The 24,149-nt window shown below is 63.9% G+C and carries 26 protein-coding genes and 1 tRNA gene; 17 read left to right on the plus strand and 10 right to left on the minus strand.

Going from position 1 to position 24,149, the window contains the following annotated elements:
• Window positions 1–126 precede the first annotated feature (126 nt).
• On the minus strand, window positions 127–345 hold the full coding sequence (gene infA / locus AC1DMY_RS08820) for a translation initiation factor IF-1 (protein WP_019466733.1): 219 nt from the start codon (window positions 343–345) through the stop codon (window positions 127–129).
• An 81-nt stretch (window positions 346–426) separates the two neighbouring features.
• Entirely contained in the window at window positions 427–702 is a 276-nt protein-coding gene (locus AC1DMY_RS08825) for a polyhydroxyalkanoic acid system family protein (protein WP_441602346.1), read from the minus strand.
• Between the two features lie 162 nt (window positions 703–864).
• On the opposite strand from AC1DMY_RS08825, the gene AC1DMY_RS08830 reads away from it, so the two are divergent.
• From AC1DMY_RS08830 to kdsB, 5 genes are all read left to right on the plus strand, one after another.
• Window positions 865–1,632 carry an FHA domain-containing protein gene (locus AC1DMY_RS08830; RefSeq protein ID WP_477164576.1) on the plus strand — a complete coding sequence of 256 codons (768 nt, stop codon included), beginning with the start codon at window positions 865–867 and terminating at the stop codon, window positions 1,630–1,632.
• A 99-nt stretch (window positions 1,633–1,731) separates the two neighbouring features.
• A complete protein-coding gene (gene serC, locus AC1DMY_RS08835; RefSeq protein ID WP_477164577.1) occupies window positions 1,732–2,817 on the plus strand; it encodes a 3-phosphoserine/phosphohydroxythreonine transaminase in 1,086 nt (361 codons plus the stop codon).
• A gap of 79 nt (window positions 2,818–2,896) precedes the next feature.
• Entirely contained in the window at window positions 2,897–3,985 is a 1,089-nt protein-coding gene (gene pheA / locus AC1DMY_RS08840) for a prephenate dehydratase (RefSeq protein ID WP_477164578.1), read from the plus strand.
• Window positions 3,986–4,027: 42 nt separating this feature from the next.
• Window positions 4,028–5,332, plus strand: coding sequence for a 3-phosphoshikimate 1-carboxyvinyltransferase (aroA, locus tag AC1DMY_RS08845; RefSeq protein WP_477164579.1), 1,305 nt, complete (start codon window positions 4,028–4,030; stop codon window positions 5,330–5,332).
• 156 nt (window positions 5,333–5,488) lie between these two features.
• Window positions 5,489–6,262: a 3-deoxy-manno-octulosonate cytidylyltransferase gene (gene kdsB / locus AC1DMY_RS08850; protein WP_477164580.1), complete on the plus strand. Its 774-nt coding sequence runs from the start codon at window positions 5,489–5,491 to the stop codon at window positions 6,260–6,262.
• A gap of 3 nt (window positions 6,263–6,265) precedes the next feature.
• On the opposite strand, the gene AC1DMY_RS08855 is transcribed toward kdsB, so the two are convergent.
• Window positions 6,266–6,424, minus strand: coding sequence for a hypothetical protein (locus AC1DMY_RS08855; RefSeq protein ID WP_477164581.1), 159 nt, complete (start codon window positions 6,422–6,424; stop codon window positions 6,266–6,268).
• Between the two features lie 35 nt (window positions 6,425–6,459).
• Entirely contained in the window at window positions 6,460–6,873 is a 414-nt protein-coding gene (locus tag AC1DMY_RS08860; RefSeq protein WP_477164582.1) for an energy transducer TonB, read from the minus strand.
• Between the two features lie 165 nt (window positions 6,874–7,038).
• Here AC1DMY_RS08860 and AC1DMY_RS08865 point away from each other — a divergent pair, with 165 nt between their 5' ends.
• The 7 genes from AC1DMY_RS08865 to AC1DMY_RS08895 all read left to right on the plus strand — a co-directional run bounded on the left by AC1DMY_RS08865 (window position 7,039) and on the right by AC1DMY_RS08895 (window position 12,231).
• Window positions 7,039–7,512: a low molecular weight protein-tyrosine-phosphatase gene (locus AC1DMY_RS08865; protein ID WP_477164583.1), complete on the plus strand. Its 474-nt coding sequence runs from the start codon at window positions 7,039–7,041 to the stop codon at window positions 7,510–7,512.
• A 17-nt stretch (window positions 7,513–7,529) separates the two neighbouring features.
• Window positions 7,530–9,359: an excinuclease ABC subunit UvrC gene (gene uvrC / locus AC1DMY_RS08870; protein ID WP_477164584.1), complete on the plus strand. Its 1,830-nt coding sequence runs from the start codon at window positions 7,530–7,532 to the stop codon at window positions 9,357–9,359.
• A 129-nt stretch (window positions 9,360–9,488) separates the two neighbouring features.
• Window positions 9,489–10,097, plus strand: coding sequence for a CDP-diacylglycerol--glycerol-3-phosphate 3-phosphatidyltransferase (gene pgsA / locus AC1DMY_RS08875; RefSeq protein ID WP_477164585.1), 609 nt, complete (start codon window positions 9,489–9,491; stop codon window positions 10,095–10,097).
• A gap of 73 nt (window positions 10,098–10,170) precedes the next feature.
• A tRNA-Gly gene (locus AC1DMY_RS08880) sits at window positions 10,171–10,246 on the plus strand.
• A gap of 152 nt (window positions 10,247–10,398) precedes the next feature.
• Window positions 10,399–11,133 carry a hypothetical protein gene (locus AC1DMY_RS08885; protein ID WP_477164586.1) on the plus strand — a complete coding sequence of 245 codons (735 nt, stop codon included), beginning with the start codon at window positions 10,399–10,401 and terminating at the stop codon, window positions 11,131–11,133.
• Between the two features lie 4 nt (window positions 11,134–11,137).
• Complete coding sequence (locus AC1DMY_RS08890; RefSeq protein WP_477164587.1) at window positions 11,138–11,647, plus strand: RNA polymerase sigma factor; 510 nt, start codon at window positions 11,138–11,140, stop codon at window positions 11,645–11,647.
• Complete coding sequence (locus AC1DMY_RS08895) at window positions 11,644–12,231, plus strand: hypothetical protein (protein ID WP_477164588.1); 588 nt, start codon at window positions 11,644–11,646, stop codon at window positions 12,229–12,231. Before AC1DMY_RS08890 ends, AC1DMY_RS08895 begins: the two co-directional genes overlap by 4 nt.
• 50 nt (window positions 12,232–12,281) lie before the next feature.
• On the opposite strand, the gene cycA is transcribed toward AC1DMY_RS08895, so the two are convergent.
• From cycA to AC1DMY_RS08910, 3 genes are all read right to left on the minus strand, one after another.
• Window positions 12,282–13,694, minus strand: a complete 1,413-nt coding sequence (gene cycA / locus AC1DMY_RS08900) for a D-serine/D-alanine/glycine transporter (protein WP_477164589.1) — start codon at window positions 13,692–13,694, stop codon at window positions 12,282–12,284.
• A gap of 70 nt (window positions 13,695–13,764) precedes the next feature.
• The gene (locus AC1DMY_RS08905; protein ID WP_477164590.1) at window positions 13,765–14,502 is read right to left on the minus strand and encodes a 2OG-Fe(II) oxygenase; all 738 of its coding nucleotides are present in this window, start codon (window positions 14,500–14,502) and stop codon (window positions 13,765–13,767) included.
• 73 nt (window positions 14,503–14,575) lie between these two features.
• On the minus strand, window positions 14,576–15,115 hold the full coding sequence (locus AC1DMY_RS08910) for a DUF2058 domain-containing protein (protein WP_477164591.1): 540 nt from the start codon (window positions 15,113–15,115) through the stop codon (window positions 14,576–14,578).
• Window positions 15,116–15,241: 126 nt separating this feature from the next.
• Between AC1DMY_RS08910 and AC1DMY_RS08915 the strand changes: the two genes are divergently transcribed.
• Window positions 15,242–15,625, plus strand: coding sequence for a YidH family protein (locus AC1DMY_RS08915; protein ID WP_477164592.1), 384 nt, complete (start codon window positions 15,242–15,244; stop codon window positions 15,623–15,625).
• 237 nt (window positions 15,626–15,862) lie between these two features.
• Here the strand turns inward: AC1DMY_RS08915 and AC1DMY_RS08920 are convergent, their stop codons facing one another.
• The 3 genes from AC1DMY_RS08920 to AC1DMY_RS08930 all read right to left on the minus strand — a co-directional run bounded on the left by AC1DMY_RS08920 (window position 15,863) and on the right by AC1DMY_RS08930 (window position 20,295).
• Window positions 15,863–17,071: an acetyl-CoA C-acyltransferase gene (locus AC1DMY_RS08920; RefSeq protein WP_477164593.1), complete on the minus strand. Its 1,209-nt coding sequence runs from the start codon at window positions 17,069–17,071 to the stop codon at window positions 15,863–15,865.
• Between the two features lie 140 nt (window positions 17,072–17,211).
• Window positions 17,212–19,596, minus strand: coding sequence for a 3-hydroxyacyl-CoA dehydrogenase/enoyl-CoA hydratase family protein (locus AC1DMY_RS08925; RefSeq protein WP_477164594.1), 2,385 nt, complete (start codon window positions 19,594–19,596; stop codon window positions 17,212–17,214).
• 75 nt (window positions 19,597–19,671) lie between these two features.
• A complete protein-coding gene (locus tag AC1DMY_RS08930; protein ID WP_477164595.1) occupies window positions 19,672–20,295 on the minus strand; it encodes a TetR/AcrR family transcriptional regulator in 624 nt (207 codons plus the stop codon).
• Window positions 20,296–20,530: 235 nt separating this feature from the next.
• Here AC1DMY_RS08930 and ndk point away from each other — a divergent pair, with 235 nt between their 5' ends.
• The 4 genes from ndk (at window position 20,531) to AC1DMY_RS08950 (ending at window position 24,032) form a co-directional block, all read left to right on the plus strand.
• Window positions 20,531–20,956: a nucleoside-diphosphate kinase gene (gene ndk / locus AC1DMY_RS08935; protein ID WP_477164596.1), complete on the plus strand. Its 426-nt coding sequence runs from the start codon at window positions 20,531–20,533 to the stop codon at window positions 20,954–20,956.
• A gap of 124 nt (window positions 20,957–21,080) precedes the next feature.
• Window positions 21,081–22,217 (plus strand): dual-specificity RNA methyltransferase RlmN, encoded by a 1,137-nt coding sequence (rlmN, locus tag AC1DMY_RS08940; protein ID WP_441602327.1) that lies wholly within the window; start codon window positions 21,081–21,083, stop codon window positions 22,215–22,217.
• Window positions 22,207–23,007 carry a type IV pilus biogenesis/stability protein PilW gene (pilW, locus tag AC1DMY_RS08945; RefSeq protein ID WP_477164597.1) on the plus strand — a complete coding sequence of 267 codons (801 nt, stop codon included), beginning with the start codon at window positions 22,207–22,209 and terminating at the stop codon, window positions 23,005–23,007. Before rlmN ends, pilW begins: the two co-directional genes overlap by 11 nt.
• The gene (locus tag AC1DMY_RS08950; protein ID WP_477164598.1) at window positions 23,004–24,032 is read left to right on the plus strand and encodes a RodZ domain-containing protein; all 1,029 of its coding nucleotides are present in this window, start codon (window positions 23,004–23,006) and stop codon (window positions 24,030–24,032) included. The genes pilW and AC1DMY_RS08950 overlap by 4 nt, the downstream gene beginning before the upstream one ends.
• Window positions 24,033–24,149 lie beyond the last annotated feature (117 nt).

A 24,149-nucleotide genomic window follows, 5' to 3' on the forward strand; every position in this document is an offset into this window, starting at 1 on the left:
GCACTGCGCGGCCTTTTTGTATCCGTAACCTTGTAGGAGCGCACCTTGTGTGCGACCGCAGCGTTACGGCTTCACCGCTCCGTAGGATTGTCGCGCACAGGGTGCGCTCCCACAGACGAGCGGGGATTATTTCATGCGGTAGGTGATGCGACCCTTGGTCAGGTCGTAGGGGGTCATCTCCACCTTCACCTTGTCGCCGGTAAGAATGCGGATGTAATGCTTGCGCATGCGGCCGGAAATATGGGCCGTGATGACGTGGCCGTTTTCCAGCTGCACGCGGAACATGGTGTTGGGCAGGGTCTCCTGGACCGTACCTTCCATTTCGATGACGTCGTCTTTGGCCATGCGTTCCGTGGGGGCAGGGCAGCCGTCGTGGCTGCTTAATCCGTCGATTATGCCACGGAAGTTCCAATGGTTAAAGAATCATCAGCCAAAATGCTCATCGAGCTTGCGACGGATCTCCTGCTCCACCATGCCCTTGAGCGGCGCCAGCATCATTCCCAGCTCGGCCGTCACGTGGATGACGTCGCCCGCCACGGCAATGCTGCCGTTCACGCCCGGACGGGAAAAACGCAGGATGTCGCCCTGCCACTGGCCCTCCATGCCGAACTTTTCTTGCATGCGGGCCGCCACCTTGTCGACCACCGCGCGGGCCTCGGTCACGGAGAGCTGATGGGGGCGGCGGATGTCGATCTTGGGCATGGGTGTTCCTGGTAGACAAAGGCACATGGTAAGCCAGGCCACCCGGAACTGCCGCTGGACAGTGCAATAAGCGCTGTTGATGACGCCCATGCGCGCGATCAGAGCATCCTTAAGCACGTAGGCATCTGCTAGAGTCCCGCCCGTCCATCGACTGGTTCACAGATGCGCATCGAGTTTCCCAATTCGCCCCGCGAGGATTTCCACTGGGACGGGCCGGCGCTGCGCATCGGCAGTGCGCCGGACAATGACCTGATCCTGGCCGCGCATCAGGCCGGCACCTATCACCTGCGCATCCAGCTGGATCGCCGCGGCTGGGTACTGCAGGTCTTGCCGCAGGGCAACCGCATCTACGTGAATGCACGCCCCGTGCGTGAAAAGGCCTTGCTGCGTGCCGGCGACATCCTGAGCGTCGGTGATTGCCGCATGCTGCTGCGTGCCGACGAAGAGCCCGCCCACAATCTGCCCGTGACCGTGCCTGCCGAAGGGCGTTGCACGGTGGCGCTGCGTGCGGTGGCGGGGCCGTTGTCCGGTCGGGTGCTGTCGCTGCAGGACAAGTTGGAACTGGGCCCGCATGGGCGCATCCCGCTGGAGCTTCCGCAGGGTGAGACGGCTTCGCTTGCCGTGTTCTGGCGCGACGGCCAGCTGATGCTGGAGGCCGGACAGCAGTCCGAACGCTATCCCCTGCGCGTCAATGGCGTGCCGGTGACCCAGGCCGCGCTTAGGCCGGGCGACCAAGTGGGTCTGGGCATGCATCGCTTCGTGGTCGACGCCCCCGGACTGGAGCCGGAGCCGGAGATCATCCAGCCGGAGCCGGAGCGCCCGCATCTCCCCGAAGAGGACGCCGGCCCACGCGGCGAGGTGTGGTGGCTGATCGCCACCGCTGCCGTGCTCGCCCTGGGCATTGCGGTGGCCTTGCTGGTGCGTTTCTAAGGCGCAGATCGGGCGATGCCGAGGCATCGTCGCCTTGGTTGACTCGCGGTTGCTGCGACGCGGCATAATGCGGCGATGTTCCTTCCATAGGCGTCGTCAGTGAGCAGACTCTGGAATTTCAGCGCTGGCCCGGCCGCGTTGCCGCAACCGGTGCTCGAGCGCGCCCAGCGCGAATTGCTGGACTGGCAAGGTTGCGGCGCCTCGGTGATGGAGCTGTCTCATCGCGGCAAGGCCTTCATGGGGCTGGCGCAGCAAGCCGAGGCTGACCTGCGCGAACTGCTGGCGGTTCCCTCGAACTACGCGGTGTTGTTCCTGCAGGGCGGCGCCACCCAGCATTTCGCGCAAATCCCGATGAATCTGGCCGCTGAAGGCGCCAGTGCCGATTACATCGTGACCGGCCATTGGGGCGAGAAGGCAGCCAGCGAGGCTGCGCCGTACGTCAAGGTGAACGTCGCCGCCAGCAGCAAGGGCGAGCATTACATGCGCCTGCCGCCGCGCGAGACGTGGCAGCTCGATGAGCGCGCCGCTTACGTGCACTACACGCCAAACGAAACCATTCATGGCGTGGAATTCCACGACATTCCGGACGTGGGCGACGTGCCACTGGTGGCGGACATGTCGTCGGACATCCTCTCCGGCCCCATCGATGTCAGCAGATTCGGGCTGATTTACGCCGGTGCACAGAAGAACATCGGCCCCTCGGGCCTGGTGGTGATGATCGTGCGCCGCGACCTGCTGGAGCGCGCCACGCGGCCGATGGCGCGGATCTTCCGCTACGCCGATCACGCGGCCAACGATTCCATGCTCAACACGCCCAATACCTGGGGCTGGTACCTGGCGGGCCTCACGTTCCAGTGGTTGAAGGAGCAGGGCGGTCTCGCGGCAGTCGGCGAGCGCAATGCGGCGAAGGCCGCGCTGCTGTATGACGCCATCGACCACTCCAACGGTTTCTATCGCAATCCGGTGGCGCTCGGTTCGCGTTCGCGCATGAATGTGCCGTTCACCCTGCACGACAACGCGCTGGATGCGGATTTCCTCAAGGAATCGGAAGCCGCCGGCCTGCTCGCGCTCAAGGGACACAAGGCGGTGGGCGGCATGCGTGCCTCGCTCTACAACGCCGTGCCGCTCGAAGCCGTGCAGTCCCTGGTGGGCTTCATGCGCGATTTCGCGCATCGTCACGGATGAAACCGTTGCACGCGTAGTTACACATCAAGGAATATCCCTGATCCCCATTTGGACTTCCGTTGCTTCCGCAGCCCACGACATGACCGATAAGAAATCCTCGCTTTCCGATGTGCGCGAGCGCATCGACAGCATCGATCAGCAGATCCAGCAGCTGATCTCCGAGCGCGCCGGATGGGCGCAGGAAGTGGCCCGCGTCAAGGGCGAGGGGCTTTCGGCGATCGACTATTACCGTCCGGAACGCGAGGCCCACGTGCTGCGCATGGTGGTCGACCGCAACGACGGTCCGCTGACCGACGTGGAGATGGTGCGGCTGTTCCGCGAAATCATGTCCTCTTGCCTGGCCCAGGAAGATCCACTCAAGGTCGGCTTTCTCGGCCCCGAGGGCACCTTCAGCGAACAGGCCGTGCGCAAGCATTTCGGCCACGCCGCTTATGGCCTGCCGTTGGGCAGCATCGAGGAAGTGTTCCAGGAAGTGGCGGCAGGCCACGCCGATTTCGGCGTCGTGCCGGTGGAGAATTCCGGCCAGGGCATGATCCAGGTCACGCTGGACATGTTCCTCACCTCCGAAGCCACCATTTGCGGCGAAGTGGAATTGCGCGTGCATCAGTGCCTGCACTCGATGCAGGGCAAGCTGGAAGGCATCAAGCGCGTCTACGCGCATGCGCAGTCGCTGCAGCAGTGCAAGACGTGGCTGCGCATCAACTTGCCTGGGGTCGAGTGCGTGGCGGTGAGTAGCAACGCCGAGGCAGCCCGCATGGCGCGTCACGCCGATGACGTGGCCGCCATTGCCGGCGAAACGGCGGGCCGCGTGTACGGTTTGAAGACGGTCGCTCAAGGCATCGAGGATCGCGCGGACAACACCACGCGCTTCCTGGTCATTGGCCGCTCGCTGTTTCCGCCGTCAGGCAATGATCGCACCTCTCTGCTGATCACCGTGAACGACAAGCCCGGCGCGCTGTATCACGTGCTCAAGCCGTTCGCCGAGCACGACATCAGCCTCAACCGTATCGAATCGCGCCCGGCGCATTCGGGCAAGTGGCAGTACGCGTTCTTCATCGATGTCTCCGGCCACATCAACGACGCGCCGTTGCAGGCCGCGATGAAGGAAATGGGCGAAGCCGCCGCGCAAGTGCGCGTGCTCGGTTCGTACCCGGTGGCGCTGCCCTGATAGAACTAAGGCCGCCGCTGTGCAGCCGTTGGAGAATGCTTCGTGACCCGACTCGACTGGACCAGTCACCCCGCGCGCGCGCTCAAGGGCAGCGTGCGCGTGCCTGGCGATAAATCCGTTTCGCACCGTGCGTTGATGCTCGGTGCGTTGGCGGAAGGTACATCCCATATCCGTGGCTTCCTTGAAGGCGAAGACACGCGCGCCACCGCCGCCGTGCTGCAGCAACTGGGCGTGCGCATTGAAACGCCGGCCGATGGCGAACGCCTGGTGTATGGCGTAGGCCTGCACGGCCTGAAGGGAACCACGCAGTTGCTGGACTGCGGCAATGCCGGCACCGGCATGCGCCTGCTGGCCGGATTACTGGCAGGACAGGCCTTCGACAGCACGCTGGTCGGCGACGAATCGCTGTCCAAGCGTCCGATGCGCCGCGTAACCGATCCGCTTGCCCGCATGGGCGCGAAGATCGACACCCAGGACGGTCTTCCGCCGCTGCAAGTGCGCGGCGGCCAGGCGCTGAAGGGAATTGCTTATACGCTGCCCGTGGCGAGTGCCCAGGTGAAGTCGGCGCTGTTGCTCGCGGGCCTGTATGCGCAAGGCGAAACGGAAGTCATCGAGCCCCATCCGACGCGCGACTACACCGAGCGCATGCTGGCGGCCTTTGGCTGGCCCATCGATTTCGCACCGGGCCGCGCGCGACTCAGCGGCGGGCACACGCTGCGCGCCACGGAGGTTGATGTGCCGGCGGACTTCTCATCCGCGGCGTTCTTCCTCGTCGCTGGCAGCATCGTGCCGGGCGCCGAGCTGCGCTTGCAGTCGGTAGGCCTCAATCCACGCCGCACCGGCTTGCTGCAGGCGCTGCGCCTGATGGGGGCGGATATTCGCGTCGAAAACGAGCGTGAGAGCGGCGGTGAGCCGGTCGGCGATCTCGTAGTGCGTCATGCGCCGCTGCACGGCATCGAACTGCCCGAGGTGCTGGTGCCGGACATGATCGACGAGTTTCCGGCGCTGTTCGTCGCCGCCATGGCGGCGACGGGCAACACCGTGGTGCGCGGTGCGGCGGAGCTGCGCGTGAAGGAGTCGGATCGCCTGGCGGCGATGGCCACGGGGTTGCGTGCGCTTGGTGCTGTTGTCGACGAGACTCCTGATGGCGCCACCATCCACGGCGGCTCGCTGCACGGCGGTGCCATCGAGAGCCATGGCGATCACCGTATCGCCATGAGTTTCGCAGTAGCCGGCCTGATCGCCAGCGGGTCGGTGCGCATCAACGATTGCGCCAATGTGGCGACCTCGTTCCCTGGGTTCATCGAGCTGGCCAACCGCTGCGGGTTCAAGCTGGAAACCGCCTGATTCCAGCAATTCGGCTTTCTGTGGGAGCGCACCCTGTGCGCGACTGGCGGGAACCGAGACCGTCCGGCATGCCCGTCGCGCACAGGGTGCGCTCCCACAAGGTCTCGCTCGTGGGAGCGGGTGAAGCTACCCTTGTGGCCTCACCCAGAGATCGCCATGCCCACTGCCACGCCATCCTTCATCGTCGCCATTCCCGCCCGTTATGGCTCCACTCGCCTGCCGGCCAAGCCGTTACGGGAGATTGCCGCAGTGCCGATGGTGGTGCGCGTGGCGCAGCGTGCGCTTGAGGCGGGCGCCACGCAGGTGGTGGTGGCGGTGGACGATCAGCGCATCGCCGATGCCTTGCACGGCCATGGCGTGGACGTATGCATGACGCGCAGCGACCACGCCTCAGGCAGCGATCGCCTGGCCGAGTGTGCCGAGTACTACGCGTGGCCCGATGACGCCATCGTGGTGAACCTGCAAGGCGATGAGCCGTTCGCTCCGGCGGCGGGTATCCGCGAAGTGGCGCGCGCTCTGGCCGAAGACGATGCGCCGATGGCCACGCTTGCCACGCCGATTCTGGACGCGCATGAGCTGTTCGATCCCAACGTCGTCAAGCTGGTGCGTTCGGCCAGCGGACGTGCGCTGTACTTCAGTCGTGCGCCGCTGCCATGGGCGCGCGATGCGTTTGCGGTCGATCGCGATGTATTGCCCACGAACGTGCCGTTCCTGCGCCATATCGGCATCTATGCGTATCGCGCGGGCTTCCTCAAGCGTTACACCACACTGGCGCGCACCCAGCTGGAACAAGCCGAATCGCTGGAGCAGCTGCGCGTGCTCGAACACGGCTTCGCGATCGCCGCGCGGTTGACACCTGAGCCTTTCCCGCCGGGCATCGATACCGAGGCCGACCTTGAGCGTGCGGAGCGCTGGCTTGCCCAGCGCTGAGCCTCAGCGTCGGCGACGCAGCAACATCACGAACAGGCCGCCCAGGACCAGACCCGCCACCAGCCCGATGCCGGCGCCCCACAGGGCGCCGTTGGTGCCGGCAACGGCGCGGCCGATCAAAAAGCCGAGCACGAACAGGATGGGTAGGGGCAGGCAGCCCACGGGCGCTCCTCGGATCAGCCCTTCGTCGACTCAGACTATTTGTTGAAACTGATCGGCACCTGCACATAGCCATCGGCAGGCACGCCGTTCTTGACCGCCGACTTGTACGACCAGCCCTTCGCCGTACGGATAGCCTCGTCGTCGAGGGCCTTGGAGCCCGAGGACATCATCACGTGGAAGGACTTGGCCTTGTCATCGGGGCCGACCTGGACCATCACCACCACGGTGCCCGTGCCGGCGTTGTTCTTCATGGCGCCGGAAAAGCGCGGGGCCGGCTGGGGGCGATCCTCGTCGATGCTCGCCGGATGATCGCCCGCGGTGTTGTTGCTGGCGCCTGCCGTGGCCGGGGCGGCGGATGGAGCCGGCGCGTCTTGCCCGGCGGGTCCCGCGATGGCTGCCTGGCCCAGAAGCATGGCGGCGACCGCTATCGTAAAGAGCTTGCGATTCACTTTCTTCCTCCCTGTGGATCGGGCAAGCATAGGCAGACTTCGCGTGTCACAACAATCGTGACTTTAGTCACTACCGAAGGGCTTGATTGCGGCACTTTCCGCAGCCATTTCGAGTTTTCATGCGATGCCTGTATCAGGGCGACGCGACGAGGACATTTCCATCTGATGAAAAGCACGCCGGCCCCGTCCATTTTGTTTGTGTGCTTGGGCAATATCTGCCGTTCGCCACTGGTGGAAGCCGTGGCTCGCCAGCGCGCGGCACAGGCTGGCCTTTCGTTGTCGCTGGCTTCCTGCGGCACCGGCCATTGGCATATCGGCAAAGGCGCCGATCCGCGCATGCTGAGTGCGGCGGCGGATGCCGGCTATGACTTGTCGCCGCATCGCGCGCGACAGGTAAGGGCGGCCGATTTCCAGGCGTTCGACTGGGTGCTGGCGATGGACCAGGACAACCTGGAGACCCTCGAAGGGCTGCGTCCGCGTGATGGCGTGGCGCCGGCCTTGTTCCTGCCATGGGCCGGTGTGGCCGTGCCGGAAGAATTTCCCGACCCGTACTACGGCGATACGGAGGGCTTTCGCCGCGCCGTGGCGCTGGCGGAGCAAGGCGTGGACGGCCTGATTGCCCGCCTGCGGCAGCAGTGAACGGATAGAATCACACGATGCAGTCCACACCGCCGCCGCAAGCCTTCGACGGCAAGGCTTTCGTCAAAAATCTGAGCACGTCGCCCGGCGTCTATCGTTATTTCGACGAGGACGGCGAGCTGCTGTACGTCGGCAAGGCCGGCAATCTCAAGAAGCGCGTCGGCAGCTATTTCCTCAAGCCGCGGATGGAGCCTCGCATCGCGGCCATGGTGTCGCAAATTGCGCGCACCGAGATCACCATCACGCGCACCGAAGGCGAAGCGCTGCTGCTCGAATCGCAGCTGATCAAGTCGCTCAAGCCGCGCTACAACATTCTGCTGCGCGACGACAAAAGCTATCCGTACATCTATCTGTCGGGCGGCGAGGACTATCCGCGGCTGGCCTTTCATCGCGGTGCGCGCAACCTGCCGGGCCGCTACTTCGGGCCGTACCCGAGCACCTTCGCCGTGCGCGAAAGCCTCAACCTGATGCAGAAGCTGTTCAAGGTGCGCCAGTGCGAGGACAGCTATTTCAAGAACCGCTCGCGGCCCTGCCTGCAGCACCAGATCGGCCGCTGCACGGCGCCGTGCGTGCAGCTGGTTACGGTGGACGACTATCGCAACGACGTGCGCCACGCGGAGATGTTCCTCGAAGGCCGCAGCAGCGCCGTCATCGACGAACTGGCCGGACAGATGGAACAGGCCAGCAAGGCGCTGGAATTCGAGCGCGCGGCGTCGTTCCGCGACCAGGTCGGGGCCTTGCGCAAGCTGCAGGCCGAGCACCATGTACAGGGCGCGAGTGCGGACATGGACGTGCTGGCCTGCCGCATCGAGGCTGGCATGGCCTGCGTCAGCGTGCTGTTCTTCCGCAATGGGATCAGCCTGGGTACGCGCGATTTCTTCCCGCGCCTGCCGTTGGATGCCGAGCCGTCCGACGTGCTGGAGCAGTTCATCGCGCAGTACTACCTGGACCGTCCGGTCCCGCGCGAGCTGATCCTGGGCGAAACGCTGCCAACCCAGCAGATCCTCGGCGAGGTGCTGGCGCAGCAATCGGGCTATGCGGTGGAGCTCAAATCCAGCGTGCGCGGCGAACGTGCGCGGTTCCTGCAAATGGCCGAACGCAACGCCCAGGCATCGCTGACGGCCAGGCTCGCCAGCCGGCAGACCCTGGGCGCGCGTTTCGACGATCTGCAGAAGTTGCTCGAGATGGACGAGCCCCCGCGCCGCATCGAGTGTTTCGATATCAGCCATACCCAGGGCGAGCTCACCGTGGCGTCCTGCGTGGTATTTGGTCCGGAAGGCCCGGAGAAATCGCATTACCGCCGCTTCAACATCAGCGGCATCACCGGCGGCGACGACTATGCGGCCATGCATCAGGCGCTGGTGCGCCGCTTCCGCCGGCTGGCCGAAGGCGAGGGTGCGCGGCCCGACGTGCTGCTGATCGATGGCGGCAGCGGGCAGGTGGCGCAGGCCCTGGATGTGCTGCGCGAGCTTGGCGTGACCGGCATCCATGTGGTGGGCGTGGCCAAGGGGCCTGGTCGCCGAGCCGGCGAGGAGACGCTGGTGTTGGCCGATTCGGGCCGCAACCTGCATCCGGGTCCATCATCGCCGGCGCTGCACCTGGTGGCGGCCGTGCGCGACGAGGCGCACCGATTCGCCATCACCGGCCATCGCAAGCGCCGCGAGAAAGCGCGCGAGCGCAGCGTGCTTGAGGATGTTGCGGGTGTTGGCGCGCGCCGCCGCTCGGCCCTGCTCAAGGCGTTTGGCGGTCTCGCCGGCGTGGAAGCGGCCGGCGTGGAGGAGCTCACCCGCGTGAAAGGAATTGATCGTGGACTGGCCGAACGCATTTATGCTGCACTCCATGGCTGATCTGCGCGAATGGGTGCGGACCGTCATGCCGGCGTACATCGAAATCCCGCATGATCGAGGGCGTGGACGGTTGATGATGGTGCTGATCCACAAGCTTCCCTGCTGACTGCTGCAAACCGGAAAGGATTTATGCACATCAACCTGCCCACCTGGCTGACCCTGTTTCGCGTCCTGCTGTTGCCGGTGATGGTGGTGGTGTTCTATTGGCAGTTTCCGGGGCACAACATCACGGCCGCCATCGTGTTCGCGCTGGCCGCCATTACCGATTGGCTGGACGGCTATCTCGCCCGGCGCATGAATCTCACCTCGGCCTTTGGCGCCTTCCTCGATCCGGTGGCCGACAAGCTGATGGTCGCGGTGACGCTGTTCCTGCTGGTGGAAACGCATCGCGGCGGCTGGCCGGGCATCCTGATGGCGATCACCGCAGCCATTATCGTGGGGCGCGAGATCAGCGTCTCCGCGTTGCGCGAATGGATGGCCGAGATCGGCATGCGCGCCACCATCAAGGTGGCTTTCATCGGCAAGCTCAAGACCGCCATGCAGATGGTGGCGCTCATCGTGCTGATCGTTCAGCACGAGAAGGACGCCGAGGCCTTGCGCCTGTATCACATCGGCGAGGGGCTGCTGGTGATCGCCGGCATCCTCACCATCTGGTCGGGCCTGTACTACCTGCGCGCCGCGTGGCCCAGCCTGAAGGGCGACGGCTCAGGTCATCCGCTGCCCCGCAACGACGACTGAATAAGGGAAATCCCGAGATTCATGACAGGTGCTTGACGGCCGCGGATTAGCCATTACAATGCGCGACTCCGATGCGGGAATAGCTCAGTTGGTAGAGCACGACCTTGCCAAGGTCGGGGTCGCGAGTTCGAGTCTCGTTTCCCGCTCCAGATTCGGTGGATTGAAGCATCGCAATCCACAAAAAAAGCGACCCTAGTGGTCGCTTTTTTATTGCCGCACGGAGAGGCACGCGAGCCATGTAAGGTTTTCGACGTGCCGAGGGACTCTCTTGACGAACCTGCTCACGAAAGGAGTTCGTCCCATGGCAGCCGTGCTTGAATGTCCCGCCCCCAGCGTCCCAGTACACAGGGCCGCCTATTGGTGTCTGGAAGGGTTGCGACTCTGGCGCCGCTATCCGCTGCGCTTGTTTTTGCTCAGTCTTGCGCCAATGGTGTTGGAAGCGTTGCTTCAGCTTATCCCGCTCGCAGGAGTGGCCTTGTCCAAGGTCTTTCCTCTCTTGCTGAGTTTCGGCGTTTTCCAGGGACTGGTGGACGCAGCTTCGACCGGCAACCTGCGTTGGAGCAGCCCGTTTTGTATCTGGCAGCACAGCTATCGTTGGCGCGCGTTAGGTCTTGCGTTGCTGTGCGGCCCCCTGGTCTTTGGTTTGCAGCAACTGGAGGTTGCAGCCATCTACGGCTGGCCGGCGGTGGACGCCGTGTTGCTCGGCCATATATCGGCGCATCCCGAGTTCGCGAATCGCACATTTACCTGCCTACTCATCTTGCCGGGCGTGCCCGTTGCCATAGGGCTGGGTCTGGCGTCCATGTTCGTGATGTTCCGCAACGCCACCGTCTGGCAGGCCGTGCAGAGAAGCATCACAACGGTGCTTCGATCGCCTAGCGCGTTTTCTGCGTATGCCGGGATCCAGCTGTTGCTCACCGCCTGCATGCTGCTGGTGCCGTTTGGACTCCTGTTGTTGCTGCCATTGCTGCCGTGGATGACGGCATCTTGGTACGTGATATGGACGGACCTGGACCGGTCCGTGGACAAGTCGTGATCCGATGACTCGCGGTGACGGGCAAGACACAGGCTTTGACGATGTCCTGCGCCAACACGCTGGATTGTTGTCGCGCATCGCCGCCAGTTACGAATGCGATCCGGCGTTGCGTGACGATCTGCTGCAAGACATGGCGCTCGCTTTATGGCGAGCCTTGCCGAATTGGCGAGGGGATGCGCCGTTGCGTGCCTTCGTTGCACGCGTGGCGCACAACCGCGGCGCGACGCATGTGGTCGGCCAGATGCGCCGACCCCTGGGCGGTGCATTGAGCGAGGAGTGGATAGAGCCGCGGCACGGCCCTGATGGCCACGCAGAACTCGAAGAGCGACGCACGCGCCTGCAGGACGCAGTGAGGCGCCTGCCGCTGTCTCAGCGGCAGGCCGTGACTCTGGCCCTCGAGGGATTCAGCCACCCAGAGATCGCCGATGCCCTTGGCATTACCGCCAACAACGTTGGCGTGCGTCTCAACCGCGCAAAAGCCACATTGAAATCCGTACTGGGAGAAGACGCATGAGCGGGCAGGGCAACGACTGGTCCGAATGGGGTGAGCTATGGCGCGATCAGCCAGCCGTGGACGTGTCCCAACTGGCCCGGGCCGCGTCTCGCAAGCGCTGGCGCATGCGCGTCATGGTGGCGTTGGAGCTGCTGATGTCGGCAGTTGCATGCGTGCAGTGTCTGAGGTTCATGAGCATCGCGACGGGGCGTTGGCAAGTCTGGAGTATCGCCAACCTCGCGTTCATGCTCGCCCTTCAATGGATGTATCTGCATGTGCGTCGCGGCACGTGGCGAGCGTCTGGCGACGACGTACACAGCCTGCTTCAGCTCACGCTTCAGCGTGCCACGGCCGGCATGCGCCTGGCCAGAGTCAATCTCTGGGGCACCGTGGCGTGGGTCATGGTGACTGTGTTGGTCAGCGTGCCTGAGCTGGAGCCTGCTCGTTGGCAGGCCGATCCAAAGCTCAAGCTGATACTCGTGTTGCAGCTCGCGGTAAATGGACCGCTGATTCTCGCGATCATCGCCTTCTGCATCTGGTACATCAGGCGGCAGCGCGCGCGTATTGCACGAATCGGAGACCTGCTGAAGCCGGATCTTCCCTAGAATCAACCGTTGCATGGGCCCTCGCGAGCCCATGCAACGGCGGTGTTCACTCAGTGCGTCTGCTTGCGATGCTCGATGGCTTGCCTGCGATAGAACGGATAGCAGATGGCCAGGCAGATGAACCAGATCGGCGTGTAGATCAGGCCTTGCAGGGTGTCCTGCTTCTGCGCGAACACCCACAGCACGAAGGCGAAGAAGGCGAGCACGATCCAGCACATGGCCACGCCGCCGGGCATCTTGAAGATCGACGTCGCGTGGCGCTCCGGATGCAATTTCCGGTAGCGCATGTAGGCGATCATGATCAGCGACCACACGAAGATGAAGCAGATGCTGGAGATGGTGGTGACGATGGTGAAGACCTTCATGACGTCGCCTTCCTGGTAGAGCAGGAACACGCCGATGAAGAGCAGGAAACACGAGTACGCCAGGCCGTTCGCCGGCACATTGTTGTTGCTCAGCTTGGCGAACGGCTTGGGGCCGAGCCTGCCCGCCGAAAGACCATAGAGCATGCGTCCCGTCGAATAGATGCCGCTGTTGGCCGAAGAAGTCGCCGATGTCAGCACCACGAAGTTGATCAGGCTGGCAGCAATCGGAATGCCGATCAGCATGAACAGGTTCACGAACGGGCTGCGATCCGGCGCCACTTCGTTCCACGGCGTGACCGTCATGATCACCAGCAGGGCGAGCACGTAGAAGATGATCACGCGGATGGGAATGGAGTTGATCGCCTTGGGCAGGGTCTTCTCCGGATCGCGCGCTTCGGCTGATGCGGTACCCACCAGCTCGATACCGACGAAGGCGAACACGGCGATCTGGAACGCCGCCATGAATCCTGAACCGCCGTGCGGGAACCAGCCGCCATTCGCCCAGAGATTGGACACGGCCGCCTTGGCACCGGTCGGCGAGGTGAAGCCGATCGCGATCAACACGATGCCGACGGCGATGAGCGCGACGATGGCGACGATCTTCACCAGCGCAAACCAGAATTCCATCTCGCCGAACAGCTTGACGGTCAGCAGGTTGAGGCCCAGCAGCAGGAGTATGCAGGCCGATCCGGGCAGCCACAGCGGCACGTGCGGCGCCCAGAATTGGATATAGCCGGTGATGGCTGCTATGTCCGCGATGCCCGTGACCACCCAGCAGAACCAGTAGGTCCAGCCGGTGAAGAAACCCGCCCAGGGGCCGAGCAAGTCGTAATTGAAGTCGACGAACGACTTGTAGTTCAGGTTGGACAGCAGCAGCTCGCCCATCGCGCGCATCATGAAGAACAGCACGCTGCCGATGATCGCGTAGGCGAAAATCACCGACGGGCCCGCGAGGCTGATCGTCTTGCCCGAGCCCATGAACAGGCCGGTGCCGATGGCGCCGCCGATGGCGATCAGCTGCAGGTGGCGGTTGCGCAGATTTCGCTGCAGGTGATGTTCGGGTTGGCCGCTCGCAACGGTCGGTTCGTGGTTCTGCATAGGCGACACGATCCTTTCGGTGGTCGAAAGCAACCATCCTAAAGGATACGTGGCCTGCCGTGCTGTGCGCCTATGTGGCGTCGTGGAATATGACACCCAGCGTGTGACGCTGGCCGCTGCGCACGCGGCTTACGCCATGGCGCATGGCGACCCGGTACGAACCCCGCGCGCCGGCGACCGGACGCTGGTTGACGGCAAAGATCACGGCATCTCCCTGGCGCAGCGGCACCACTTCGGCGCGCGACTGCATCCGTGGACGCTGCTCGGTGAGCACGAATTCGCCGCCGCTGAAGTCGCGACCGGGCTCGGACAGCAGGACCGCCACCTGCAGCGGAAACACGTGTTCGCCGTAAAGATCCTGATGCAGGCAGTTGTAGTCACCGGCGCCGTACTTGAGCAGGAGCGGCGTGGGGCGCGTCTGGCCGGCGTCATGGCAGCGGGCCAGGAACGCCTCGTGTGTGGGCGGATATTGCACCGCTATGCCCATGCGGACATTCCACTGGTTGGCCAAGGGCTCCAACTGCGGATACAGCGCGCCGCGCAACTGCTGCACGGGCTCGGGCAGGGGATAGCGAAAGTATTTGTATTCGCCTCGGCCAAAGTTGTGCCGAGCCATCACCACGCGACTGCGATACAGCGACTCGTCGGCGTAATGTGTTGCGATGTCCCGACATGCCCCGGTATCGAGCAAGCCGTGAATCACCGCGCTGCCGCGTTCATCGAGCTCCGCCAGCAGGGGCGGCCAATCGACGGCCTCGATGCGCGAGGCAATGGACTGGTTGGGCGAGTCGGCAAGTCGTGCGTGCATGGTCGGCAAGTCGAGTGGTGAGACCCCGAAAGTAGCCGCTCACGACAGGCGCCGCCCTCCGTTTCTTGCGCACTTACCAGATCAGGTCGTCGGGCACCTTGAACTGGCTGTAGAACTCGTCGTCGTCGCTGGCCGGTGTGCTGTTCGCGGTCTGGCCGTGGTCCAGCACGATCACGCTGGCGTCGCGTTCGCGCAGCTTGTCGGCTGCGGCGCGCGGCAGCAGCTCGTAGTGGTCGCCGGAACGCGCAATTACCAGCGTGCCCTTGGCCAGCTGTGCGCGCAGCGTTTCGTTCACCAGCACGCTGTGGATCTTCTCGCCGTCGTTGAAGCGGTAACTGATTTCGCCCTCGCGCTTCACCTTGTTGGTCTCGATGATCTGGCGTACCTGCGCCGCGATCTCGCGGGCATGGGCCTGCGCGTTGCGCTCGGCGGCCAGGGCGCGATCACGCTCGGCGCGTTCCGCCTGCAGACGCTGGGTATCGATTTTCTCGGCGGCCTCGGAGGCGACGGGCTTGCCCTGGCGCTGCTTGGCCTGTTCGCGTGCCACCTGGTCGACCTTGCCCTTCTTGGCGAGACCGGCCTTGAGCAACTGTTCCTGCAGGGGATTGCGCATGCGTGGAGGGTCCGGGAAACGTGACCTCGGATTGTAGCGCGGGTTCGGGGCAGGACGATCTGCGACCCCATGAGACGCGTCATGGCATGATGGTCGTCGGCAGGGCTCCTCATCAAAGGATGTGCCGTGATCCCGCATTTCACCGACCATTCGGCCAACGAGCGCACTTACCTGGCATGGGTGCGTACCGCGATCTCGGTCATGGCGTTCGGCTTCCTGCTGGAACGCTTCGATATCTTCCTGCTGTTCACTGCGCGTGCCGTCACCAAGGTGACCGAGGGCCTGCATACGCAGGCATCGCAATGGCTGGGCCTGGGCTTGCTGCTGGCGGGCGCGTTGATGATCGTGGGTGCCACGGTGCGCTTTTACCGAAATCGCAAGGCGATCGAGACGGCGGAGCCCTCGATGTATGGCGACTCGTGGACAGCGCGCGGCATGGCCGTGTTGCTGGTGCTGGTGGCGATCTTCCTGACGCTGTATGTGGCGAGGCAGATTGCGGCGCTGAGTTGAGGCGACCGCAGGTAACACCGAGTCGGAAAGTGCAGACTTTCATGATGGCGACGGCCTCCGGGACCGTCATTCCTGCGAAAGCAGGAATCCAGTGCCTTCTTGCCTCGCACGCCCCCAAAGACGCTGGATTCCTGCTTTCGCAGGAATGACGGTGAGGGGAGGGGGCGTGCGGTAACGCCACAAAAAAAGGCGCCGTATCGCTACGGCGCCTTTCCATTTACCGCATGACGCGAGTGATCAAAGCGCTTCGAACACGCCCGCTGCGCCCATGCCGGTGCCGATGCACATGGTCACCATGCCGTACTTCTGCTTGCGGCGACGCATGCCGTGGATCAGCGTAGCGGCACGGATCGCACCGGTGGCGCCGAGCGGGTGGCCGAGTGCGATGGCGCCGCCGAGCGGGTTGACCTTGGCCGGGTCGAGGCCGAGGTCGCCGATCACGGCCAGTGCCTGCGCGGCGAAGGCTTCATTGAGCTCGATCCAGTCCAGCTGATCCTGGGTCAGGCCAACCTGCTTGAGCGCCTTGGGAATCGCTTCCTTCGGGCCAATGCCCATCACTTCCGGTTTCACGCCTGCCACGGAGAAACCGACGTAGCGCGCGATCGGCGTGAGGTTGAATTCCTTCACCGCCTTCTCGCTGGCAATCAGCAACGCACCCGCGCCATCGGACATCTGCGAGGAGTTGCCGGCCGTCACCGAGCCGCCGAACTTGTCGTTGCGGAACACCGTCTTGAGCTTGGACAGCACTTCCAGCGTGGTGCCGGCGCGCGGGCCTTCGTCGGTGTCGATCAGGCGGCTGTCGGTCTTGATGCCGCGCGTGGCCAGATCGGGGTAATGGTCGTCGAGCTGGAACGGAGTGATTTCATCCTTGAATTCGCCTGCGGCGATGGCAGCGAGCGCGCGGCGATGGCTTTCCACCGCGAATGCATCCTGCTGCTCGCGCGTGACCTTCCACTGCTCGGCTACCTTCTCGGCGGTGATGCCCATGCCGTAGGCGATGGCGACATCTTCCTTGTTGGCGAAGATGGCCGGGTTCATGGCGATCTTGTTGCCCATCATCGGCACCATGCTCATGCTCTCGGTACCGGCCGCGATCATCAGGTCGGCGACGCCGAGCTGGATGCGATCGGCGGCCATGGCGATGGCCTGCACGCCCGAGGAGCAGAAACGGTTGATGGTGACGCCCGGCACGGTGTACGGCAGGCCGGCGAGCAGGGCGCCGATACGTGCCACGTTCATGCCTTGCTCGGCTTCGGGCATGGCGCAGCCGACGATCACGTCTTCGATGCGGTGCGGATCGATGCCCGGCGCCTGCGCCATCACGGCGCGAATCACATGGGCGAGCATGTCGTCCGGACGGGTATTACGGAATACGCCGCGCGGCGCTTTGCCGACCGGCGTGCGGGTGGCGGCGACGATGTAGGCGTCTTGCACTTGCTTGGTCATGGTTTTGCTCCGTTACATCGCGCTGGATAGCGGCGATGCACTTAGGTTTTTGATCGTCATCCCTGCCAAGCAGGGATCCAGTGTCGTTGGCGGTGAAGCAAAGTCGCTGGGTCCCAGCTTTCGCTGGGACGACGAGCGCATTAGTTCCTCAACGGCTTGCCGGTGGTCATGGTGTGCGCGATGCGGGCCTGGGTCTTCTCGGTCTTGGCCAGCTCCACGAAGTGCTTGCGCTCCAGCTGCAGCAGCCATTCCTCGTCCACCTGCGAACCGCGTTCGATCTTGCCGCCGCACAGCGTGTCCGCGATGCGCGTGGCAATCGCAATGTCGTGCGGCGAGGCGAAATAGCCTTCCGCGAGATTGGCGAGCGACGCCTGGAATGTGGCGGTACCCACATCGCCGGCGACCGGGATGTTGCGAGCCATCATCGGCGGACGCCAGCCGCTTTCGGCCAGCGACAGCGCAACCTTCTTGGCGACATAGAGCAGCTCGTAGGCATTGAACACGACCACGTCGCTGTCGCGCAGCAAGCCCAGCTGCTTGGCTTCCATCGCGCTGCCCGAGACCTTCGCCATGGCGATCGTCTCGAACACTTTCTTCAGCGCTTCGAACGGATCTTCCGGGTTGGCCTTGGCGGCGCGGATGGCCAGCTCATGCAAGCCGCCACCGGCCGGCAGCAGGCCCACGCCCGCTTCCACGAGACCGATATAGCTCTCCAGCGCCGCCACGGTGCGGGCCGAATGCATCTGGAATTCGCAGCCGCCGCCCAGGGCGAGACCGCGCACCGCCGACACCACCGGCACCAGCGAATGCTTGATGCGCATGCTGGTGGCCTGGAAGTTGGCGACCATCTTTTCGAAGTCGTCGAACTTGCCGGCCTGCAGCAGACCCAGCGCGCCCTTCAGATCCGCGCCAGCCGAGAACGGCTCGCCGGCCTGCCAGATCACCACGGCCTTGAGCTGCTGCTCGGCGACGTCGATCGCCTGCTGCACGCCATTGAGCACGTGGTCGTTGACCGTGTTCATCTTGGTCTTGAACGAGATGATGCCCACGCCATCGTCGCCCAGCGTCCACAGGCGCACGCCGTCGTTCTCCCACACCGTGGTGCCCTGGTCGAACTTCTCGCCGAGGATCGGATCGGGGAACAGCTGGCGCTGGTACACCGGGTGCTGCGAACGCGGCTTATAAGTGCTGGCCGAAGCCGACCACGAGCCTTCCTTGCCGTGCACGCCGCTGCGACCGTCGGTCACCCATGCCGGCAGCGGCGCCTTGCTCATGGCCTTGCCGGCGGCGATGTCTTCGGCGATCCAGCCCGCTACCTGCTGCCAGCCGGCAGCCTGCCAGGTCTCGAACGGACCGAGCTTCCAGCCGTAGCCCCAGCGGATGGCGAAGTCGACGTCACGCGCGGTGTCGGCGATATCGGCCAGGTGATAGGCGCTGTAGTGGAACAGGTCACGGAACGTCGCCCAGAGGAACTGCGCCTGCGGATCGTTCGAAGCGCGCAGCTTGCCGAATTTCTCGGCCGGATCCTTGATCGCCAGAATGGCGCTCACTTCATCGGAGGCCTTCTGCTCGGACGGGCGATAGTCCTGCTTGGCCACGTCGAGCACGACGATGTCCTTGCCGGCCTTGCGATAGAAACCGGCGCCGGTCTTCTGGCCCAGCGCGCCCTTCTCGATCAGCGCGGACAGCCATACCGGCGCCTTGAAGTACTCGTGCCACGGATCGTCGGCCAGCGTATCGGCCATGGTCTTGATCACGTGCGCCATGGTGTCCAGGCCGACCACGTCGGCGGTGCGGTAGGTCGCACTCTTGGGACGGCCCACGGCCGGGCCGGTCAATGCGTCAACAGTGTCGAAGCCCAGGCCGAACTGCTGCGTGTGATGCATGGTGGCCAGCATCGAGAACACGCCGATGCGGTTGCCGATGAAGTTCGGCGTGTCCTTCGCATACACCACGCCCTTGCCGAGCGCGGTGGTGAGGAACGCTTCGAGACCTTCCAGCACGTTCTTGTCGGTGAGCCTGGTCGGGATCAGCTCGACCAGGTGCATATAGCGCGGCGGATTGAAGAAGTGCACGCCGCTGAAGCGGTGACGCATGTCTTCCGGCAGCGCTTCGGCCAGCTGGTTGATCGACAGGCCCGAGGTGTTGGAGGCGATCACGGCGGTTGGCGACAGATGGGTAGCGATCTTTTTGTAGAGATCCAGCTTCCAGTCCATCCGTTCGGCGATCGCTTCGATCACCAGGTCCACGTCCTTCAGATGATCGAGGTGCTCGTCATAGTTGGCCGGGATCAGGGTGGCGGCGACGTTCTTGTCGGCCAGCGGGGCAGGCGAGAGCTTCTGCAGATTGGCGATGGCCTTCAGCGCGATGCCGCTCTTGGGACCTTCCTTGGCGGGCAGGTCGAACAGCACGGTTTCGACGCCGGCATTGCTCAGGTGCGCGGCGATCTGCGCGCCCATGACGCCGGCGCCAAGTACCGCGGCCTTGCGGATTCGTAGCGCTTTAGGGGTGGATGGAGCGGTCATTGGCTTCTCCGTAATGCGAAACGCTGGTAGTGAGACGAACGGCCGCGAGCGGCCGAGGGGAAGGGTTGGAACGAATCAGGGGGCTTTGAGACCGGAGGCGGCAAAGCGGATCAGGTGCTCGGCGGTCTGGGCGCGATGGCGCTCTTCGGGCACGTCGCTTTTGCGCTGGATCATGCCGAAGCCCGACATGGCGTGGGTCAGCGCGCCGGTCACCAGGTCGACGCGCCAGTACAGCTCTTCTTTGCTCAGCTGCGGCAACAGGCGGGCGAATTCCGCAGTGAACTGGCGCATCACGTGGCCGTAGTTGTCCGACAGGAACTTGCGAAGGGTGTCGTCGTGCTCGGCGAACGCGCGAGCCAGCACGCGCATGAACAGCGAGCCGTTGCCATCGTGGGAGAGCTCCAGTGCAGGCACGATGAAGGCAGCCAGCACGTCCTCGATGGACGTGTCCGGCTCGCCGGCGATCTTCTGCAGGGCGGCCATGCGGCGGCCGTTGAGTTGGTCCAGGCGGCGGCGGAACACCTCTTCGATCAGGCGGTCCTTGGAGCCGAAGTGGTAGTTCACCGCGGCGAGGTTGACCCCGGCGGCGGCGGTCAGTTGGCGCAGCGAGGCCCCTTCGAAGCCGTGCCGGGCGAACAATTCCTCCGCGGCGCCGAGAATGCGCTCCTTGGTCGGCATGGAAGCACTGGAGACTGACATGGTCCGCAACCCCGGGCAGGAATCAAACGATCGTTTGAGGATACGCGGGTCGATTTGCGCCCGTCAAACGGTCGTTTCAAGGGGCCCTGGGATCCCTGCGCCCGGCTTGCGTATCAGGTAGAATCTGTCAAACTTTCGTGAGCTAAATCCCCATATCTAGTCGGGATTTGGCGTAAGTTCGCCGATATCGATCGGCCCGCCCACTCAAATACCAGTTTTTCCGGAGCAGACCCTCATGGCGCTGGAGCGCACCCTTTCCATTATCAAGCCCGACGCCGTTGCCAAGAACGTGATCGGTGAAATCTATGCTCGCTTCGAAAAGGCCGGCCTGAAGATCGTTGCCGCCAAGATGAAGCATCTGTCGCGCAAGGAAGCCGAGGGTTTCTACGCCGTGCACAAAGAGCGTCCGTTCTTCAACGCGCTGGTCGAGTTCATGATCTCCGGACCGGTGATGATCCAGGCACTCGAAGGTGACAACGCGATCCTCAAGCATCGCGACCTGATGGGCGCCACCAATCCGAAGGACGCCGCGCCGGGCACGATCCGCGCCGACTTCGCCGACTCCATCGATGCGAACGCTGTGCATGGTTCCGACGCTGCCGACACGGCTGCTGTCGAGATCGCATATTTCTTCGCAACGACCGAAACGTTCTCGAGGTAAGTGCGCTCATCCATGAGCGCGAAGATCACGAAGCGGCCATCCATGGCCGCACTCTTCACGAAAACCGCGTTCCATTGGATAGCGTAAGGATTAAGAGGGCGGCGTTGAGCCGCAATATTTCAAGATGACTGATCAGGCAAATTCCACCACCACCGATAAGGTCAACCTGCTCGATTTCGATCGACAGGGCCTGCGTGATTTTTTTGCGCAGCTGGGCGAGAAGCCGTATCGCGCCGAGCAGGTGATGAAGTGGATTTACCACCGCCTGGAAGACAACTTTGAAAACATGACGGATGTCGGCAAGACGCTTCGGGCCAAGCTCGAAGCGTCCTGCTACGTCGGTCCGCCGAAGACCTTGTTCGACAAGGGCGCCACCGACGGCACGCACAAGTGGCTGCTCGGCATGGATGGCGGCAATGCCATCGAGGCGGTGTACATCCCCGAACCGACCCGCGGCACGCTGTGCGTGTCTTCGCAGGTGGGCTGTGGTCTGAACTGCCAGTTCTGCTCCACCGCCACGCAAGGCTTCAACCGCAACCTGTCCACGGCCGAAGTCATCGGCCAGATGTGGGTGGCGGCCAAATACCTCGGCAACATCACGCACCAGAACCGTCGCATCACCAACGTGGTGATGATGGGCATGGGCGAACCGTTGCTGAACTTCGACAACGTCACCAAGGCGATGAGCCTGATGCGCGATGACCTGGGCTTCGGCCTGGCCTCCAAGCGCGTCACGCTGTCCACCGCCGGCCTGGTGCCGATGATCGACAAGTTGTCCGAGACCATCGACGTGTCGCTGGCGGTGTCGCTGCATGCAGCCAACGATGAGTTGCGCACGGAACTCGTGCCGCTCAACAAGCGCTACCCGATCGCCGAGCTGATGGCTTCGTGCCAGCGCTGGCTGGATCGCAAGCCGCGCACCTCGATCACCTTCGAGTACACCCTGATGAAGGGTGTCAACGACCAGCCCGAGCATGCCCGCCAGCTGATCAAGCTGATGCGTCGCATGCCGCAGTGCAAGGTCAACCTGATTCCGTTCAATCCATTTCCTGGCACGCGTTTCGAGCGCTCCGACGCCGAAACCATCCGCGCCTTCCAGACCCAGTTGCTCAATGCCAACGTGCTGACCATGTTGCGCCGTACCCGCGGCGACGACATCGATGCGGCATGTGGCCAGCTCAAAGGGCAGGTATTGGACCGCACCCGTCGCCAGGCCGAATTTCGCAAGCGTCTGGACGAAGGGGCGAGTCATGCGGCTTGATCGATTGTTGCTGAGTGCGAGCGTGGCCATGCTTTTGGCTGCGTGCGTGCCGGTGTCGAAATCCGGTTCCAACTCGAACGAGGGGAGCAAGATCACTCGCCAGTCCAAGGCCGAGCAGAAGCAGGAAGGCGCGCGCATCCACACCGAACTGGCCCAGCAGTACATGGCCAACGGTGACCTGGAAGACGCCATGGTCAAGATCAACAAGGCCATGCAGTTCGACCCGACCTACGTGCCTGCGCAAACCGTGGCTGCGGTGATCTACGAGCGCATCAATGACCTGCCTAATGCGGAGCTGCATTACCGCAAGGCTGTCACGCTGGCGCCGGAGAAGGGCGATCCCAACAACAACCTCGGCTGGTTCCTGTGCAACCGCGAGGGCAAGGCGGCCGAGTCGCAGGCGTATTTCCAGAAGGCCGTGGCCGATCCGTTCTACCAGACGCCATCGCTGGCCTGGACCAATGCCGGCATCTGCCAGGCCAAGGCGCAGAACATGGCGGCGGCCGAGGCGGACTTCCGCAAGGCCATCGAAATCGATGCGCAGAATGGCGGGGCGTTGTATCAGCTCGCCAATGTGCTTTATCTTCAGAACGATGCGTTCCGCGCACGTGCCTTCATCCAGCGATTCGATGCGCTGGGTCAGCCGACGGCGGGGTCGCTCAAGCTCGGACACGATATCGAAGCACGGTTGGGCAACACGGATGCTGCTCTCACCTACAGCAGGCGACTGCAAAGCCAGTTCCCGGATTCGGAGCAGGCCCGCGCCCTCGACGCAACTGCACGCCAATGACCACTCAGCAGTCAAATTCGGCCAACAGCGGCAACCGAGAATTCCCTTTCACCCAAGCGCCCAACGTCACCATGGAAACCGAACACAATTCGCTGGAAGCGACCAAGGGCACCTTGGGCGGGCGTTTGCGCGCTGCGCGCGAAGCACGCGGGCTGGACGTCGAGACTTGCGCACACGCGCTGCGCTTGCCGACCCGTGTGCTCAGGCAGGTCGAGAGCAACGAGTACAGTGGCATCGACCATGTGTACCTGGGTGGCTACCTCATCAAGTACTCGCGCTATCTCGGTGTCGACGAAGCCGAGGTCAGGCTCGAGCTCGATCGCATCAAGCCGCCGGAGCCCACCCTGGTGGCGACGGGCGGCATCTCGCACTCGCGCTATCTGCTTGAGAACTACGCACGCGCCGCGACCTATGTGGTGCTGACCGCGGCGATCGTGGTGCCGACCATCTGGCTGGGCGTGCGCGGCACACTGGATCGCGACGTCAGCCATCTGGCGCCGCTCGATGCCGCGCCGGTCGCCCAGATCGATGCGCCGGCCAGCAATTCGAGCAGCGCTGCGTCGACCGTGGCGAGCGCGGCACCCAATGCGCAGGAAGCTGCGTCCGCGCCGGCTACCACGCCAGCGCCGGCCGCCACGCCAGCGCCGGACCAGCCGTTGATGGCTTCCATGACGCCGTTCCTTGGCGATACCCACGCGGCAACGCCGGCGGCGACACCGGTGCCGACCACGGATGCCGGCTCGGTGGGCGGCGGCGCCCACAGCCTCGTGCTGAGCCTGCAGAACGCAAGCTGGGTTGAAGTCACCAGCAAGGACGGCGCGCGTCTGGAATATGGTTTGCTGCCGGCCGGCAGCTCCAAGACCTACCACAGCGATCAGCCGCTGGAAGTGCGCATCGGCAACGCCGGCGGCGCCCAGGTGATGCTGGATGGCCAGCCCATGCCGCTGGATAGCTATCGCCGTTCCAATGTCGCGCATTTCCGCATCGAATTGCGCGACGGCAAGGCCACCCCGGCCGGCGCCTGAGTCATCACGCCAGGCCTGTGCGGCCTGGCGCAATCGGTTATGCTTGCCCATTGTCCGTTCGGCAACGAGCGGACATTCGGGCTGATTTCTTTTCCGCATGACGGGCGCCGCCAGGTG

The sequence above is a fragment of the Dyella sp. 01L423 genome (genome assembly GCF_056399945.1).